Annotated in this window: 15 protein-coding genes; 11 read left to right on the top strand and 4 right to left on the bottom strand. The window is 69.0% G+C overall.

Annotated elements, in window-relative coordinates; genetic code table 11:
- Nucleotide 1 precedes the first annotated feature (1 nt).
- The 10 genes from ACNQFN_RS16995 to ACNQFN_RS16950 all read left to right on the top strand — a co-directional run bounded on the left by ACNQFN_RS16995 (nt 2) and on the right by ACNQFN_RS16950 (nt 9,158).
- Nucleotides 2–1,210, top strand: a complete 1,209-nt coding sequence (locus tag ACNQFN_RS16995; RefSeq protein WP_418647041.1) for a CaiB/BaiF CoA transferase family protein — start codon at nt 2–4, stop codon at nt 1,208–1,210.
- A gap of 130 nt (nt 1,211–1,340) precedes the next feature.
- A complete protein-coding gene (locus ACNQFN_RS16990; protein ID WP_068637399.1) occupies nt 1,341–2,270 on the top strand; it encodes an enoyl-CoA hydratase-related protein in 930 nt (309 codons plus the stop codon).
- 3 nt (nt 2,271–2,273) lie between these two features.
- Nucleotides 2,274–3,461: a thiolase C-terminal domain-containing protein gene (locus ACNQFN_RS16985; protein ID WP_245650928.1), complete on the top strand. Its 1,188-nt coding sequence runs from the start codon at nt 2,274–2,276 to the stop codon at nt 3,459–3,461.
- Between the two features lie 23 nt (nt 3,462–3,484).
- Nucleotides 3,485–3,910 carry a Zn-ribbon domain-containing OB-fold protein gene (locus ACNQFN_RS16980; protein ID WP_068637445.1) on the top strand — a complete coding sequence of 142 codons (426 nt, stop codon included), beginning with the start codon at nt 3,485–3,487 and terminating at the stop codon, nt 3,908–3,910.
- A 49-nt stretch (nt 3,911–3,959) separates the two neighbouring features.
- Entirely contained in the window at nt 3,960–4,739 is a 780-nt protein-coding gene (locus ACNQFN_RS16975; protein WP_068637398.1) for an enoyl-CoA hydratase/isomerase family protein, read from the top strand.
- A 40-nt stretch (nt 4,740–4,779) separates the two neighbouring features.
- Nucleotides 4,780–5,760 (top strand): amidohydrolase family protein, encoded by a 981-nt coding sequence (locus ACNQFN_RS16970; RefSeq protein WP_418647040.1) that lies wholly within the window; start codon nt 4,780–4,782, stop codon nt 5,758–5,760.
- The gene (locus ACNQFN_RS16965) at nt 5,760–6,470 is read left to right on the top strand and encodes a hypothetical protein (RefSeq protein WP_418647039.1); all 711 of its coding nucleotides are present in this window, start codon (nt 5,760–5,762) and stop codon (nt 6,468–6,470) included. Before ACNQFN_RS16970 ends, ACNQFN_RS16965 begins: the two co-directional genes overlap by 1 nt.
- Before the next feature lie 32 nt (nt 6,471–6,502).
- The gene (locus tag ACNQFN_RS16960) at nt 6,503–6,907 is read left to right on the top strand and encodes a nuclear transport factor 2 family protein (protein WP_068637392.1); all 405 of its coding nucleotides are present in this window, start codon (nt 6,503–6,505) and stop codon (nt 6,905–6,907) included.
- Between the two features lie 61 nt (nt 6,908–6,968).
- Nucleotides 6,969–8,114, top strand: a complete 1,146-nt coding sequence (locus ACNQFN_RS16955) for an MFS transporter (protein WP_068637388.1) — start codon at nt 6,969–6,971, stop codon at nt 8,112–8,114.
- Between the two features lie 30 nt (nt 8,115–8,144).
- Nucleotides 8,145–9,158, top strand: a complete 1,014-nt coding sequence (locus ACNQFN_RS16950) for a TIGR03617 family F420-dependent LLM class oxidoreductase (RefSeq protein WP_068637387.1) — start codon at nt 8,145–8,147, stop codon at nt 9,156–9,158.
- A 15-nt stretch (nt 9,159–9,173) separates the two neighbouring features.
- On the opposite strand, the gene ACNQFN_RS16945 is transcribed toward ACNQFN_RS16950, so the two are convergent.
- From ACNQFN_RS16945 to sdhC, 3 genes are read right to left on the bottom strand one after another with little or no spacing between them, the layout of a single operon-like run.
- The gene (locus ACNQFN_RS16945) at nt 9,174–9,869 is read right to left on the bottom strand and encodes a succinate dehydrogenase iron-sulfur subunit (protein ID WP_068637385.1); all 696 of its coding nucleotides are present in this window, start codon (nt 9,867–9,869) and stop codon (nt 9,174–9,176) included.
- A 22-nt stretch (nt 9,870–9,891) separates the two neighbouring features.
- Nucleotides 9,892–10,236: a succinate dehydrogenase, hydrophobic membrane anchor protein gene (sdhD, locus tag ACNQFN_RS16940; RefSeq protein WP_068637383.1), complete on the bottom strand. Its 345-nt coding sequence runs from the start codon at nt 10,234–10,236 to the stop codon at nt 9,892–9,894.
- The gene (gene sdhC, locus ACNQFN_RS16935) at nt 10,233–10,619 is read right to left on the bottom strand and encodes a succinate dehydrogenase, cytochrome b556 subunit (RefSeq protein WP_068637381.1); all 387 of its coding nucleotides are present in this window, start codon (nt 10,617–10,619) and stop codon (nt 10,233–10,235) included. Before sdhC ends, sdhD begins: the two co-directional genes overlap by 4 nt.
- 715 nt (nt 10,620–11,334) lie before the next feature.
- On the opposite strand from sdhC, the gene rho reads away from it, so the two are divergent.
- Nucleotides 11,335–12,636 (top strand): transcription termination factor Rho, encoded by a 1,302-nt coding sequence (rho, locus tag ACNQFN_RS16930; protein ID WP_369404214.1) that lies wholly within the window; start codon nt 11,335–11,337, stop codon nt 12,634–12,636.
- A gap of 45 nt (nt 12,637–12,681) precedes the next feature.
- On the opposite strand, the gene ACNQFN_RS16925 is transcribed toward rho, so the two are convergent.
- Nucleotides 12,682–13,950, bottom strand: coding sequence for a CaiB/BaiF CoA transferase family protein (locus tag ACNQFN_RS16925; RefSeq protein ID WP_418647038.1), 1,269 nt, complete (start codon nt 13,948–13,950; stop codon nt 12,682–12,684).
- Nucleotides 13,951–13,953: the final 3 nt, after the last annotated feature.

Here is a 13,953-nt window from a genome sequence, read left to right as displayed (position 1 = left end):
CATGGCACAGGCATTGGAAGGCATCCGCGTCCTCGATCTGACGGTCTGGTTCCAGGGGCCGGTCTCGGCCCAGTACCTGGCCGACTTCGGCGCCGAGGTGATCAAGATCGAACGGCCCCAGGGCGGCGACCAGGCGCGCGGGGTGCGCTCGATCAAGTCGCTGGAGATCGGCGACTGGAACCAGTACTTCCTGGTCATCAACCGCAACAAGAAGAGCGTGGCGATCGACCTCAAGACCGAGGGCGGGCGCGAGATCATGTACCGCCTGGTCGCCGAGTCGGATGTGTTCCTGTCCAATCTCGCGCCGTCCATGCTCGATGCCTGGGGGCTGTCGTACGACAGGCTCAAGGCGGTCAGGCCGGACATCATCTACGCCACCAACACCGGCTACGGCCGCCTGGGCGACGTTTCCAAGCCGTCCTTCGACATGACGGTGCAGGCCCTGACCGGGATCATGGCGCGGCTGGGCGAGCCCGGCGAGCCGCCGATCTACCTCGGCATGGGCTCGGGGGATGCCTACGGCGGCATCATGTCGGCGCTGGGCATCGTGCTGGCCTTGTACCAGCGCAGGCGCACCGGCCGCGGCCAGTGCCTCGACGCCTCGCTCTACGGCGCCCAGCTCTTCCTCGCCGCGCCCTTCCTGCAGTCCTATCTGGCGGGCAACGAGGCGGTCTCGCTGCAGCAGTCGCGCAAGCAGGTCGACAACCCGCTGTGGAATCTCTACCCGACGGCCGGGAAATGGGTGTTCCTGTGCGAGCCCAACGAGGACGCGCGCTGGGCGGCGCTGTGCCGCGCGCTCGGCGACGCGCCTCTGGCGGCGGATCCGCGCTTCGCCGACGCGGCCGGGCGGCGCCGGCACAACGAGGCACTCATCGAAGCGATCGAGGCCCACACCCTGGGCCACGGCCACGCGGAGCTGATGGCGGCCTTCGGCCGCGAGGGGCTGGCCGCGAGCCCGGTCAACAACCTCGCCGACGTGATCCGCGACGAGCAGGCCTGGCGCAACGGCTATTTCATGAAGACCTGGTGCGAGGAGGTGCAGCGCGAAGTGGACGTGCGCGGCCTGCCCGTCGCCCTGTCCAGGACGCCCGGCGAGATCCGCAGCCTCGGGCCGCAGCTCGGCCAGGACACCGAGCTGGTGATGATGGAACTGCTCGGCTACGAGTGGGACGAGATCGAGGCGATGAAGGCCAGGGGTGCGATCCCCTGAGGGGAATGCCGGATCGGTCCGCCGGCCCCGGGCTTGCCGAAGGCCCAGGCGGCCGCGGACGAACCGGTGTTTCCCGGGCGCCGCCGATGCGGCGGCAGGGCGCAGGATCAACAGCAGGGAAACGACAGTCATGAGTACACGCGAGGATGGCGGCATGGCCGCATGGAGCGACTGGAAGCAGGTTGAAGGGGAAGGTCTCGACGACTTCGCCGAGATCATCTACGAGAAGAAGCAGCACCTGCCCTCGGGCGGCGGCATCGCCCGCGTGTCGCTGAACAAGCCCGACAGGATGAACACGCTGACGCTGGCGACGGTGGACGAGATGTTCCGCGCCTTCTACGACGCCAACCACGATCCGATGACGGGCGTCATCGTCATCGCCGGCAAGGGCAGGCACTTCGGTGCCGGCGGCGACGTGGAGTGGGAGCGCTGGGGCCTGCGCGAGGCCTTCTACAACCGCTATCCGCACAACCGCCTGATCCGCCTGTCGCGCAAGCCGGTGATCGCGCAGGTGCAGGGCTACTGCATCGCCGGCCACAACCACATGGCCTACTGCTGCGACTTCACCATCGCCGCCGACGACGCGGTGTTCGGTCAGGCCGGGCCGCGCGTCTCGTCGCCGGCCGATGGCTTCTTCGTGCCCTATCTGACCAAGGTGGTCGGCGCCAAGAAAGCGCGCGAGATGTGGATGCTGTGCCGCAAGTACAAGGCGGAGCAGGCGCTGGAGATGGGCCTGGTCAACACCGTGGTGGCGCTCGACGAACTGGAGGCCGAAGTCGACCGCTGGTGCGCCGAACTGCTGGAGAAGAGCCCGGGCTGCCTGGAAGTGCTCAAGGCCGCGTTCGACCAGGAGATGGAGGGCTACCGCGAGTCCTGCGCAACTTCGGCGGCGATGTACCCCGACTGGTTCGACATGCCCGAAGGCAAGGAAGGCGGCGCGGCCTTCCTCGCCAAGCGCCGGCCTGACTTCTGGCGCCTGCGCGAGCGCGAGGCCGGCATGCGGCAGGCGCTGCTCGATGCCTACCTCGCCGACGGCGCCGCGCCGGCGGCCGGGGAGTAGGACATGCGGCGGGGCATGCAGCGGGAAATGCTGCGCGACAAGGCCTGCATCGTCGGCGTCGGCGAAACGCCCTTCTGCCGCAAGCCCGGTTCCGGGCTGTCGGAGATGGGCATCCAGCTCAGGGCGGCGCTGGCCGCGATCGAGGATGCCGGTCTGAAGCCGGCCGACATCGACGGCATCATGCCCTTTCCCAACGTCGGCAAGGCCGAAGCCTTCGCTGCCGAACTCGGCTGCACCAGCCTGCGCTTCGCCGCCACCCTGCACATGGGCGGCGCGGCGCCGGTCGCCTCGCTGCGCGCGGCGGCGATGGCGGTCGCCACCGGCGTCGCCGACCACGTGCTGGTGCCCGGCGGCTGGAACGGATTCTCCGGCGCGCGCGTGCGCGAAACCGCCGCCAACGACGTGAACTCGATCCCGGGCGGCGGCATCGCGCGCGACTTCTACCTGCCGTTCGGGCTCACCGCGCCGCCGCAGTGGTATGCCTTGATGGCGCGCCGCCACATGCATGAATTCGGCACCACCGAGAAGCAGCTCGGCGCGGTGGCGATCGCGATGCGCCGCCACGCCCAGCTCAATCCGGCGGCGCTGATGCATGGCAAGCCGCTGACGATGGAGCAGTATCTCGCCTCGCCGATGATCTCGTCGCCCTACCGGCTGTTCGACTGCAGCCTGGAAACCGACGGCGCCGCCGCCTTCGTCGTCACCAGCGCGGAGCGGGCGCGCGACCTGCGCCGGGACCCGGTGTTCATCATGGGCGCGGCGGCCAGCCAGCCCTATCCGGCGGACGAGATCTGCGGCCGCCCCGACTTCCACCGCATCGGCCTGACGACGGCCGCACCCGAAGCCTTCCGCATGGCCGGAGTGGGGCCGGCGGACGTCGATTTCGCCCAGATCTACGACTGCTTCACCTTCGAGGTGATCCAGCAGCTCGAGGAGGCGGGTTTCTGCGCCCGCGGCGAGGGCGGTGCTTTCGTCGAGGACGGCGGCATCGAGCTCGGCGGGAGGCTGCCCGTCAACACCCACGGCGGCCTGCTGTCGCAGGCCCACGTGCTCGGCATCGCCCACGTCGTCGAGGCGGTCCGGCAGCTGCGCGGTCAGGCGGAGGCGCGCCAGGTGGCCGGCGCGGAGATCGGCGTGGTCACCGGCTGGGGGGATTTCGGTGACGGCAGCATCGCCATCCTGCGGCGCTGAGGGCAAGAGAGGTCGATATGAACATGGATGCAGCAAGCGCCGATCGAGGCAAGCCCCTGCCCGCCCTGGAGGGGCTGGCGGGTGAATTCTATCGCTGGGGCGCGCAGGGCGAACTGCGCTTCCAGCGCTGCAGCGGCTGCGGCCGCTACCGCCACGTGCCGCGCGAGCTGTGCGCGCATTGCGGTTCACCCAAATGGGTGTGGGAAGGTTCCAGCGGCCGTGGCAAGGTGTTTTCGTGGACCGTGGTGGAGCGCCCGCTGCATCCGGCTTTCGCCGGGGATGCGCCCTACGCGCCGGTGATCGTCGAACTCGACGAGGGCGTGAGGATGCTGAGCAGGGTACTCGACTGCGCGCCGGACGAACTGTCGATCGGCATGGCGGTCGAGGTCGCCTTCAGCCGCGTCACCGACGAGCTGTATCTGCCCTGCTTCAGGCGCAGCGAGGTTTGAGCACGGGCCGCAGCCCTGCGGCCGGCAAGGAACGAACACAGGAGGAAGGATGGAACCGAAGCTGCCCGAAAGCGTGATCTACGAGAAACGCGGCCCGATCGCGGTCATCACCATGAACCGTCCCGAGGCGATGAACTCGCTGACCAAGGAAATGCTCATCGGCCTGGAAGCCGCCTTCGACGATTTCGAGGCCGATCCCGCGCTGCGGGTGGCGATCTTCACCGGCGCCGGCGAGCGGGCCTTCTGCACCGGCCTCGACCTCAAGGTCGCCCTGCCGGCGCTCAACGAAGGCGACGCGCTCGGCTACGAGGATCCCGCCAAGCGGCCCTTCCAGCGCAACTTCAAGCCGATCATCACCGCGGTCAACGGCATGTGCGTGGCCGGCGGGCTGGAATTCATGCTCGGCACCGACATCCGTATCGCCGCCGGGCATGTGAAGTTCGGCCTTGCGGAAGTGCGCTGGGGCGTGGTGCCGGCGGGCGGCTCGCACATCCGGCTGCCGCAGCAGGTGCCATGGGCGATCGCGATGGAACTGCTGCTCACCGGCAACACCATCGACGCCCAGCGCGCCTGCGAGGTCGGTCTGATCAACAAGGTCGTGCCTGCGGACAAGCTCATGGACGAGGCGCTCGCCTATGCACAACGGATCTGCGACAACGGCCCGCTGGCGGTGCGCACGGCGAAGGAGATCGCGGTGCGCGCGCTCAACAACGAACCCGCCTTCGTGCTCGAGAAGACGATGTCGGCCCGCGTGTTCGCGTCCGACGACGCGCAGGAAGGGCCGCGCGCCTTCGCCGCCAAGCGCAAGCCCGAATTCACCGGACGCTGAGCCGGACCGGCGCAACACCATCACCAAAGGAGAAGCGAGCATGGCTGAGAAGGACTATTTCGTCGCGATGACCGAGTTCCACTTCATGAACCTGCAGACCATGAGCGAGATCGGCTACTACCCCGGAATGCAGCATTTCCACGACAGCGTAAACGGCGTGCTGCGCGCCTGGGCGGGACGCGACCTCGACAGCGAGTGGCCGGCACCGATCGCCAGCGAACTCATCAAGCACATGGACCAGGCCAACGTTGACGTGGCCTTCTGCCTGCGCGAGCCGATGATGGACATCACCGGCGGCACGGTGTCGATGTCGACCAACGGCTTCATGCTGCAGCAGATCGAGCCCTATCCGGAGCGCATGTACCTCGAGGCCAACGTCGGCCCGGTGATCAAGCGCGGCATCAAGCACGCCAACTGGGAGCTCGAGTACCTGGCCAAGGAGCGCGGCGCGCGCCTGTGCAAGCTGTATACGCCCGAAGACGACGGCCCGCTCAACGACCGCCGCCTGTGGCCGTTCTACGAGAAGGCGCAGGAACTGGGGGTACCGCTCACCATCCACACCGGCATGAGCTACGTCTGCCCGCAGCCGAACAACCACTGCGCGGTCGGCCAGCTCGACGAGGTGCTGCTCGACTTCCCCGACCTGAAGATCATCGCCTACCACGCCGGCTGGCCCGACACCGAGCTGCTGGTCGGCCTGTGCGGCAAGCACAAGAACCTGTACATGAGCATCTCCGGCATCATCGGCTGGTACCAGCGCGCGCCCTACCGCGGCTACCACGCCATCGGCACCGCGCTGCAGTGGATGACGTCGGAGAAGATCGTGCTCGGCTTCGACCTGCCGTTCGACGACCTGGGGCGCGTCACCGACTACATCCGCCATTTCGACATGCCCGAGGAGCTGCAGCAGAAGTGGGGCTACGCCCAGCTCACCGAGCAGGACAAGGCCAACATCCTCGGCCTCAACCTCGCGCGCCTGACCGGGATCGAGCCGACCAAGCGCGTGCCCAAGGCGAACTGATGGAGAAGATCGTCCATGCGCTGTGGCGCGATCCGCGCGAGGATCCGGCGGGTTTCTGCCGGCGGGTGCGGGAGGAAGTGGGACCGCTGCTCGTCGAGCGCGGTGCGCTCGGCGTGGCCGTCAACGTCGCCGACGAGGCGGCGCGGGGCGCCGCGCCGGCTTTCCGCTCTTGCACGCCGCAGATGGAGGCCTTCATCTCGGTGTGGGTGGATTCGGCCAACCGCGCCTCGCGTGCGCCTTTCGACGAGGCCGTCGGCAGCCTCGGCGGGCGGGTGGCAAGCTATGCGGTGAGCGAATCCCAGCCCATGCGCAACACGCGCTTCCCGGCCGCGCCGGGCGAGCGCACGCCGGGCTTCATCCAGATCGCACTGTTCCGCCGCCCGCCGCGGGTGGCGCGCGAGGCCTGGCTCGACATCTGGCTCGAATCCCACACGCAGGTGGCGATCGATACCCAGGACACCTTCCTGTACGTGCAGAACGTGGTCGGGCGCGCCTTGAGCTTCGATGCTCCGCGCTATGACGCGATCGTCGAGGAAGGTTTCCCGCCGGCGGCCTTCGGTGACATCCGGGCCTTCTACGATGCTGCCGGCGACGAGGCCAGATACCAGCGCAACCAGGCCTCGATGCGCGAGAGCTGCGCGCGCTTCATCGACTTCGACAAGCTCGACGTCGTGCAGACCAGCCAGTACATCATCAAGGCTCCGGCCTGAACCGCCGCCGGACGCACAGCCAGGAGAGGGATGTGGATATCGACACAGCGCAGGAGATGCGACGAATCGTGCAGGACATCATCGATGGGCTCGATGCGGGAGATGTGAAACGCATCGTCAGGCATTACGCCGAGGACGCCACGGTGGAAGATCCGGTCGGCAGCGAGCCGGTGCGCGGACGCGCGGCAATCGCCGGATTTTACGACCGGGCGGTTGCCGCGCGTGCCCGGATCGAACTGGTGACGCCGATCCGCGCCTCGCATGGGCTGGCCGCAGCGATGGCATTCAATGTTCGCGTCGATACGCCGCAGGGGGAAATGTGCATCGCGGTGATCGAGGTGCTCGAATTCGACCCGACGCTGAAAGTGACCAGCATGCGGGCGTACTGGGCGCCGGACGACGTGCTGTCGGTGACGCCGGCCGGTGCCGGCACTTGAGCCAGCGGCGGGCGATGCGGGAGCGGCACGTCGCCTGACCAATGTGTTGAGATGGGTGCACATGACCCATCTGGTGGATTTCATGATCGTCATGCCGCTGGCGCCGCAGCTGCTGCGCACGCTGGGCCTGCCGCCGGCCGCCCTCGGCCAGCTCGTCTTCCTGTATACGCTGGGCGCCGGCGCCGCCGGCCTGGTGCTGGGCGCCGTCATCCACCGCTTCGAGCGCCGCGCGCTGCTGCTCGCCGTCTATGGCGGCTTCGCGCTGGCGCTGCTGCTCACCGCGCTGGCGCCGTCGCTGCCGGCGTTGCTCGCCGCGCGCGTGCTGGCCGGCGCCTGCGGCGGCGTGCTGTCGTCGCTGATCCAGGCCACGGTCGCCGACTGCGTGCCGCTCGAAGGGCGGGCGGCGGCGCTGGGCACGGTGATGACCGGGCATGCGCTGGCCTCGGTCGTCGGCGTGCCGCTCGGCCTGGCGATCGCCTCGGCGCTGGACTGGCGGCTGGCCTTCGGCGCGCTGCTGCTGCTGGCGCTGCCGGTCGCGCTGGGTATCCGGCGCCGCGTACCCCGCCTGCCCGCGCGGCCGGCGTCGCCGGCGGCGGGGGCGGGCGGCAAGGCCTTGCTGGCGCTGTCGCCCGCCTTGCTGCTGACAGTCACGGTGAGTGGCTCGGCCTACGCGGTCGGCGCCTACTTCGCGCCGTTCTGGGTCGGCAACGTCGGCATCGGCGATGCGCAGTTGCCGCTCGTCTACCTCGTCGCCGGCGCGCTCAGCCTGTTCACCTCGCCGCTGGTCGGCCGTCTCGCCGACCGCCACGGCCGCTTCGAAGTCTTCGTCGCCGCCACGCTGCTGTCGATCGTGGTGATCCTGCAGACGACGCATGCCGCGCTGCTGCCGGCGTGGCTCGCGGTGGCGCTGGGCGCGGCTTTCTTCCTCACCGTCTATGGGCGCTGGATTCCGGCGCTGGCGCTGCTGTCGGAACTGCCGCGCGCCGAGCACCGCGGCGGCTTCATGATGATCAACGGCGTCGTCACCCAGCTCAGCATGGGCGTGGGTGCGCTCGCCGCCGGGCTGATGATCGACATCGACGCCGGCGGCCGCCTGGCCGGCTTCGACAGCGTCGGCCAGTTGGCGGCGGCGGTGTCGCTGCTGGCGATCCCGCTGGCGTGGAAATGCGCCGATGCCAGCCGGCGCGCTCGCCGCGCCGGCATCTAGGCTCCCCACCACCTGCCCGAGGCATGCGACATGAAGGTCTACACCACCGCTCCCCTGGAAGATCCCCGCCGGGCGCGCACGATCTACAAGGAACTGGAGGACATCGGCTACGACGGCGGTTTTTCCTTCGAGGCCAAGCACGACCCTTTCCTGTCGCTGGCGGTAGCGGCCGAGCATACGAGTACGCTGCGCCTGGGCACGGCCATCGCCGTCGCTTTCGCGCGCAATCCGATGAACCTGGCCAACCTCGGCCATGACATGCAGTCCATCAGCGGTGGCCGCTTCGTGCTGGGGCTGGGGTCGCAGGTCAAGCCCCACATCGAGAAGCGCTTCAGCAGCGTGTGGTCCCACCCGGCGGAGCGGATGGCGGAGATCGTGCGGGCGATCAAGGCCATCTGGGATTGCTGGGAGGGCAGGGCGCCGCTTCGTTTCGAGGGCAGGTTCTACCACCACACGATCATGATTCCGGCCTTCGACCCCGGCCCCAACCCGTATGGCCCGCCGCCGATCTTCACCGGCGGCTTCGGCCCCCGGATGACGGCGGTGGCCGGCGAGACGGCCGACGGCTTCATCGCCCATCCGTTCAACACGCGCCGCTCCCTGCTCGAGAACACGCTGCCCGCGTTGCAGGACGGCCTGCTCAGGTCCGGACGCACGCGGCGCGACATCGAGGTGATGTGCGCGACGCTGGTGGTGACCGCCGACACGGAAGAAGCCTTCGCCGCGTCCCGGCTGGCGGCGCGCAAGCAGCTGGCCTTCTACGGCTCCACCCCCGCCTACGTCCCCACGCTGGCCTGCCATGGCTGGAACGAAGTCCATACCGAACTCAACCGGCTCTCCAAGCAGGGGCGCTGGGACGACATGACGGCCGTGATCGACGACGCGATCCTCGACGAGATCGCCGTCGTCGGCGAGCGCCACGAGATCCCGGGCAAGCTGCGCGCGCGCCTGGACGGCATCGCCGACAGCGTCAGCATCACGCACAACCGCTGCCCCGATCCCCGCCACTGGGCCGACGTCGTGCAGGCCATGAAGCAGGGCTGACGCCCGCCGGCCGGCTCAGGACGAACGCTGCAGCAGCGCCAGGCGGATGCGCTCGATCGCGTGCGAGGGGCTCAGGCCCTTCGGGCAGACCTCGGTGCAGTTCATGATCGTGCGGCAGCGGTACAGGCGGTAGACGTCGTCGAGGTAGTCCAGGCGCTCGGCGGTGGCGGTGTCGCGGCTGTCGGCGATGAAGCGGTAGGCCTGCAGAAGCCCCGAGGGGCCGATGAACTTGTCGGGATTCCACCAGTAGGACGGGCAGAACGCGCTGCAGCAGGCGCACAGGATGCATTCGTAGAGGCCGTCGAGGCGGGCGCGCTGCTCGGGCGTCTGCAGGTGCTCGCGCTCGGGCGGTGGGCCGTCGTTGATAAGGTAGGGCTTGATCGCGTGGTAGTGGGCGAAGAACTGCGTCATGTCGACGATCAGGTCGCGGATCACCGGAAAGCCGGGCAGGGGGCGCAGCACCACCGGCTCTTTCAGCCCGGCCAGCGCGGTCAGGCAGGCGAGGCCGTTGCGGCCGTTGATGTTCATGGCGTCGGAGCCGCACACGCCCTCGCGGCAGGAGCGGCGGAAGGACAGGCTGTCGTCGACGGTGCGCAGGCGCATCAACACGTCGAGCAGCTTCTTGTCGCCAGCCTCGGGCTCGATCTCGTAGGCCTGCATGCGCGGCCTGTCGTCGGTTTCGGGGTTGAAGCGGTAGATCGAGAGCTTCATGTCGTCTCCTGCGCGCGGGCGCTCAGCCAGGCGGGGCGAAATGGGCGGCGAGCGTCAGCAGCACGCGCACGAGCACCGCGAACAGGACGAGCGCGACCAGCGTCAGCACGGACAGGCGAAGGGCGCGCGGCTGCACGTAGTCGAGCACGATGTCGCGCATGCCGACCCAGGCGTGCGCACACAGCGCCGCGAACAGCAGCATGATCAGCGGGCCGCCGTGGACGCCGGTGGCGAGCGCGTGCCAGCGCGCATGGTCGAGCGGCGGGCCGAGCAGCAGCGCCAGGCCGCCCGCCGCGAGCAGGGCCAGCACCAGCAGCGCGCTGATGCGCTGCACCAGCCAGGCGCGCTGGCCGCGGAACAGTCTCATGACAGCCCCCGCCAGGCCGCGAACAGGGCGGCGAGCAGCGCAATCGCCAGCACCGCGCGGGCGCTGGCACGTGCCGTACCGAGCGCGCTGCCGACGCCGACGTCCATCAGCAGGTGGCGGATGCCGGCGAGCAGGTGGTGCGTTGCTGCCCACGCCAGGATCGTGCCGATCACGATCCGCCACGGTGCCGGCAGCAAGCTGCGCAGGGCCTCGAACTGCGCCTCGCCACGCAGCGACATCTCCAGTCCGAGTGCCAGCGGTGGCAGGGCGAGGAAGAGCAGGACGCCGGAGGCCCGGTGGAGGATCGATGCGATCGCACCGATCGGAAAGCGGATCCGGAAGAGATCCAGGAACACGGGGCGGGCGTCGCCGGGTTTCGCCATGCCTTCCTCCCTCATCCGGTCTGCAGCGGCGGTGCGAAGTCTGCCGGAGCCGCATCTGCGCCGGCTTCTCGTCTGACCATAGACCATGAAACGGGAAAAGGCCTGCTCAGGCGGGGGGCGGAAGCATCGGGGGAGGGGCGTGGCCGAATCATGCCCGGCCCGCGCCGTCGACGATGGTATGATGCGGGTTCCACTGTTGGAGCGGCGGAACCACGGCTGGCGCAGACCGAATCGCGCAGGCCATGCCGCATTGAATCGCCCCGTAGACCGGCCACCGGGCCAGGCCATCGCCGTGCGTCCGGAATGCTTTCGCCGGGCCGTGTCCTGAGTGATGCGGAAGAGGGCTCCGGCGTTGAACCGATGAGCGTGGTGCCTGGCATCGTGGTCACGGTGCTGCTCCGGCCTGCGGGGTTTTCTCGTCAGGCGACATCTCTGGCTGGACCCATGCGTAGTCCGCGGCCCGAAAGGCTGCAGGCGGCGCGCGGGTGCTCCGCTGTACGGAGTTCGCAGCCGCCCGTTCGATTCCTTTTCACGGTATTTCAGAGTGACCGATACCCCCAGACCCGCCGCCAAGCCGCGCTCGAAGAATCCTGCACGTGGGCGCCGCAACGGCTCCCACTCCTCCAACGGCCCCAGGAAGAACGGCCGCAACCCTGCCCGGCATGATGCCGGAGGCCCCGCCGGCGAGGGGTACGAATACGACCTGCCCGAGCCGATCGAGACCGAGGCGTCCGCAGGGGCGGACGTCAACACCGGTCCGCCGCTCCATTTGTCCGAGCTCAAGTCCCTGCACGTCTCCGAACTGCTGGCGATGGCGCAGGTGCAGGGTGTGGAAGGCGCGCAGCGCCTGCGCAAGCAGGATCTCGTGTTTGCCCTGTTGCGCCTCCACGCGCGCAGCGGCGGGCCGATCCATGGCGACGGCACCCTCGAGCTGATGCCCGACGGCTTCGGCTTCCTGCGCCTGGCCGACTCATCCTACCTGACCGGCCAGGACGACATCTACATCTCGCCTTCGATGGTCCGGCGTTTCAACCTGCGCACCGGGGACACCGTCGAAGGGATCATCCGCGTCCCCCGGGCCGGAGAGCGCAACTTCGCCCTCGAGCGCATCGATGCGATCAACGGCCGCCCGCCGGCCGAGTGCAAGGGCAAGATCCTGTTCGAGAACCTGACGCCGCTGCATCCGCAGGAGTGCTTCAGGCTCGAGCGCGACATCCGCGGCGAGGAGAACCTCACCAGCCGGGTCATCGATCTCATCGCGCCGATCGGCAAGGGCCAGCGCGGCCTGCTCGTCGCTCCGCCCAAGAGCGGCAAGACGATCATGCTGCAGCACATCGCCCATTCGATCGTGGCCAACCAGCCGGACGTGGTGTTGATCGTGCTGCTGATCGACGAGCGCCCCGAGGAAGTGACCGAGATGCAGCGCTCGATCAAGGGTGAAGTCATCGCCTCCACTTTCGACGAACCCGCCAGCCGCCACGTCCAGGTCGCCGAGATGGTGATCGAGAAAGCCAAGCGCCTCACCGAGCACAAGCGCGACGTCGTCATCCTGCTCGACTCGCTGACGCGGCTGGCGCGCGCCTACAACACCGTTGCGCCCGCATCCGGCAAGATCCTCACCGGCGGCGTGGATTCGAACGCGCTGCAAAAACCCAAGCGCTTCTTCGGCGCCGCGCGCAACATCGAAGAGGGCGGCTCGCTGACCATCATCGCCACCGCGCTGGTCGACACCGGCAGCCGCATGGACGACGTGGTCTATGAGGAATTCAAGGGTACCGGCAACATGGAGCTCCACCTCGACCGCCGCCTGGCGGAAAAGCGGGTGTATCCGGCGATCAACGTCAATCGTTCCGGCACCCGGCGGGAGGAGCTGCTCGTGCCGCCCGACCAACTGCAGAAGATGTGGATCCTGCGCCGCCTGCTGCACGGCATGGACGACCTCGAAGCGGTCGAATTCCTGCTGACGCGGATGAAGGCCACCAAGAGCAACGCCGAGTTTTTCGGCACGATGCGCTGAACGATCGGGGGCCAGGCTTTTCCCGCGGTCGCCCGCCAGTCCGCCTCAAGCTTGCGCCGCCGTGGCTCTCTCCGCCCGCCGCGCATCCCTCTGGCGCCGCAGTTCGGCGGTATCGGCGGCGAGCCCCTGCGCGATCAGCGCGTCGATCTCGTCTCCGGCATAGCCCAGCTCGGCGAGCAGTTCGCGCGTGTGCTCGCCCTGCATCGGCGGGTGCTTGCGCACCTCGCAGGGCGTGCCGTAGAAGCGCAGCGGGATGCCGGTGACGTCGATGCGCCCCAGCTCGGGATGCTCGACTGGCACGATCATGCGGTTGTGCAGGACCTGCGGGTCCTTCACCACGTCCTCGACCTCGTTGATCGGCGCGGTCAGCACGTCGGCGGCGACCAGGCGCGCGACCAGGTCGTCGCGGTCGAAGCGGCGGGTGCATTCGGCGATGGCGGCGTCGAGTTCGTCCTCGTGGGCGAGGCGGGCATGGATGTCGTGGAAGCGCGGGTCGCTGTCCCAGTCGGTTTCCAGCGCGCGGCAGACCTTGGCGAAGAACTTCTCGCCCGGCGTGGTGATGACCACGTGTTTGCCGTCGCGTGTCGGGTACACGCCCGAGGGGGCGAAGTAGAGGCTGCGGTTGCCGGTGCGCCTGGGGCGGTCGCCGGTGGCGAGGTAGGTGCCGATCGAGCTGGCCTGGGCGTGCATCAGCGCGTCGAGCAGCGAGATCTCGATGCGCTGGCCTTCGCCGCTGAGCGCGCGCGCGCGCAGCGCGGCGAGCGCGGCGTTGCTGACCAGCAGCGAGGTCATCACGTCCACCGCCGGGAAGCCGGTGCGCACCGGGGCGCCGTCGGGCTCGCCGTTCAGCGTCAGCACGCCGGTGTAGCCCTGGGCGAGGAAGTCGATGCCGGGGCGGCCGGCGTAGGGGCCGTCGGCGCCGAAGGCGGTGACGCGGATCCAGATGATGTCGGGCCTGTGCTCGCGGACCTGCTCGTAGGCGAGACCGAGCCTGCCCAGCGCCGGCTCGCGGATGTTGGTGACGAGGATGTCGGCGGTGGCGGCCAGGCGGGCGAACACCGCCTGCGCATCGGCCTGCTGCAGGTCGAGCACGAGGCCGCGCTTGCTGCGGTTCAGGCTCAGGTAGGGGCCGCGTTCCTCGCCGCGCCTGGGGCCGAGGTGGCGGCTCTCGTCGCCGTAGGGCGACTCCAGCTTGATGACGTCGGCGCCGAGGTCGCCCAGCAGCGTCGCGCCGTAGGGGCCGGCCAGCATGGTGGACAGGTCGAGTACGCGCAGGCCGGAGAGGGGCCCGGCAGACAGGTCGGTGCGGCTCATTTC

Source organism: Thauera butanivorans, from assembly GCF_048398245.1.
Taxonomy (GTDB): Bacteria; Pseudomonadota; Gammaproteobacteria; order Burkholderiales; family Rhodocyclaceae; genus Thauera; species Thauera butanivorans.
The sequence above is the reverse complement of the archived record's forward strand: the minus strand, read 5'-3'. Positions and strand labels throughout refer to the sequence as shown.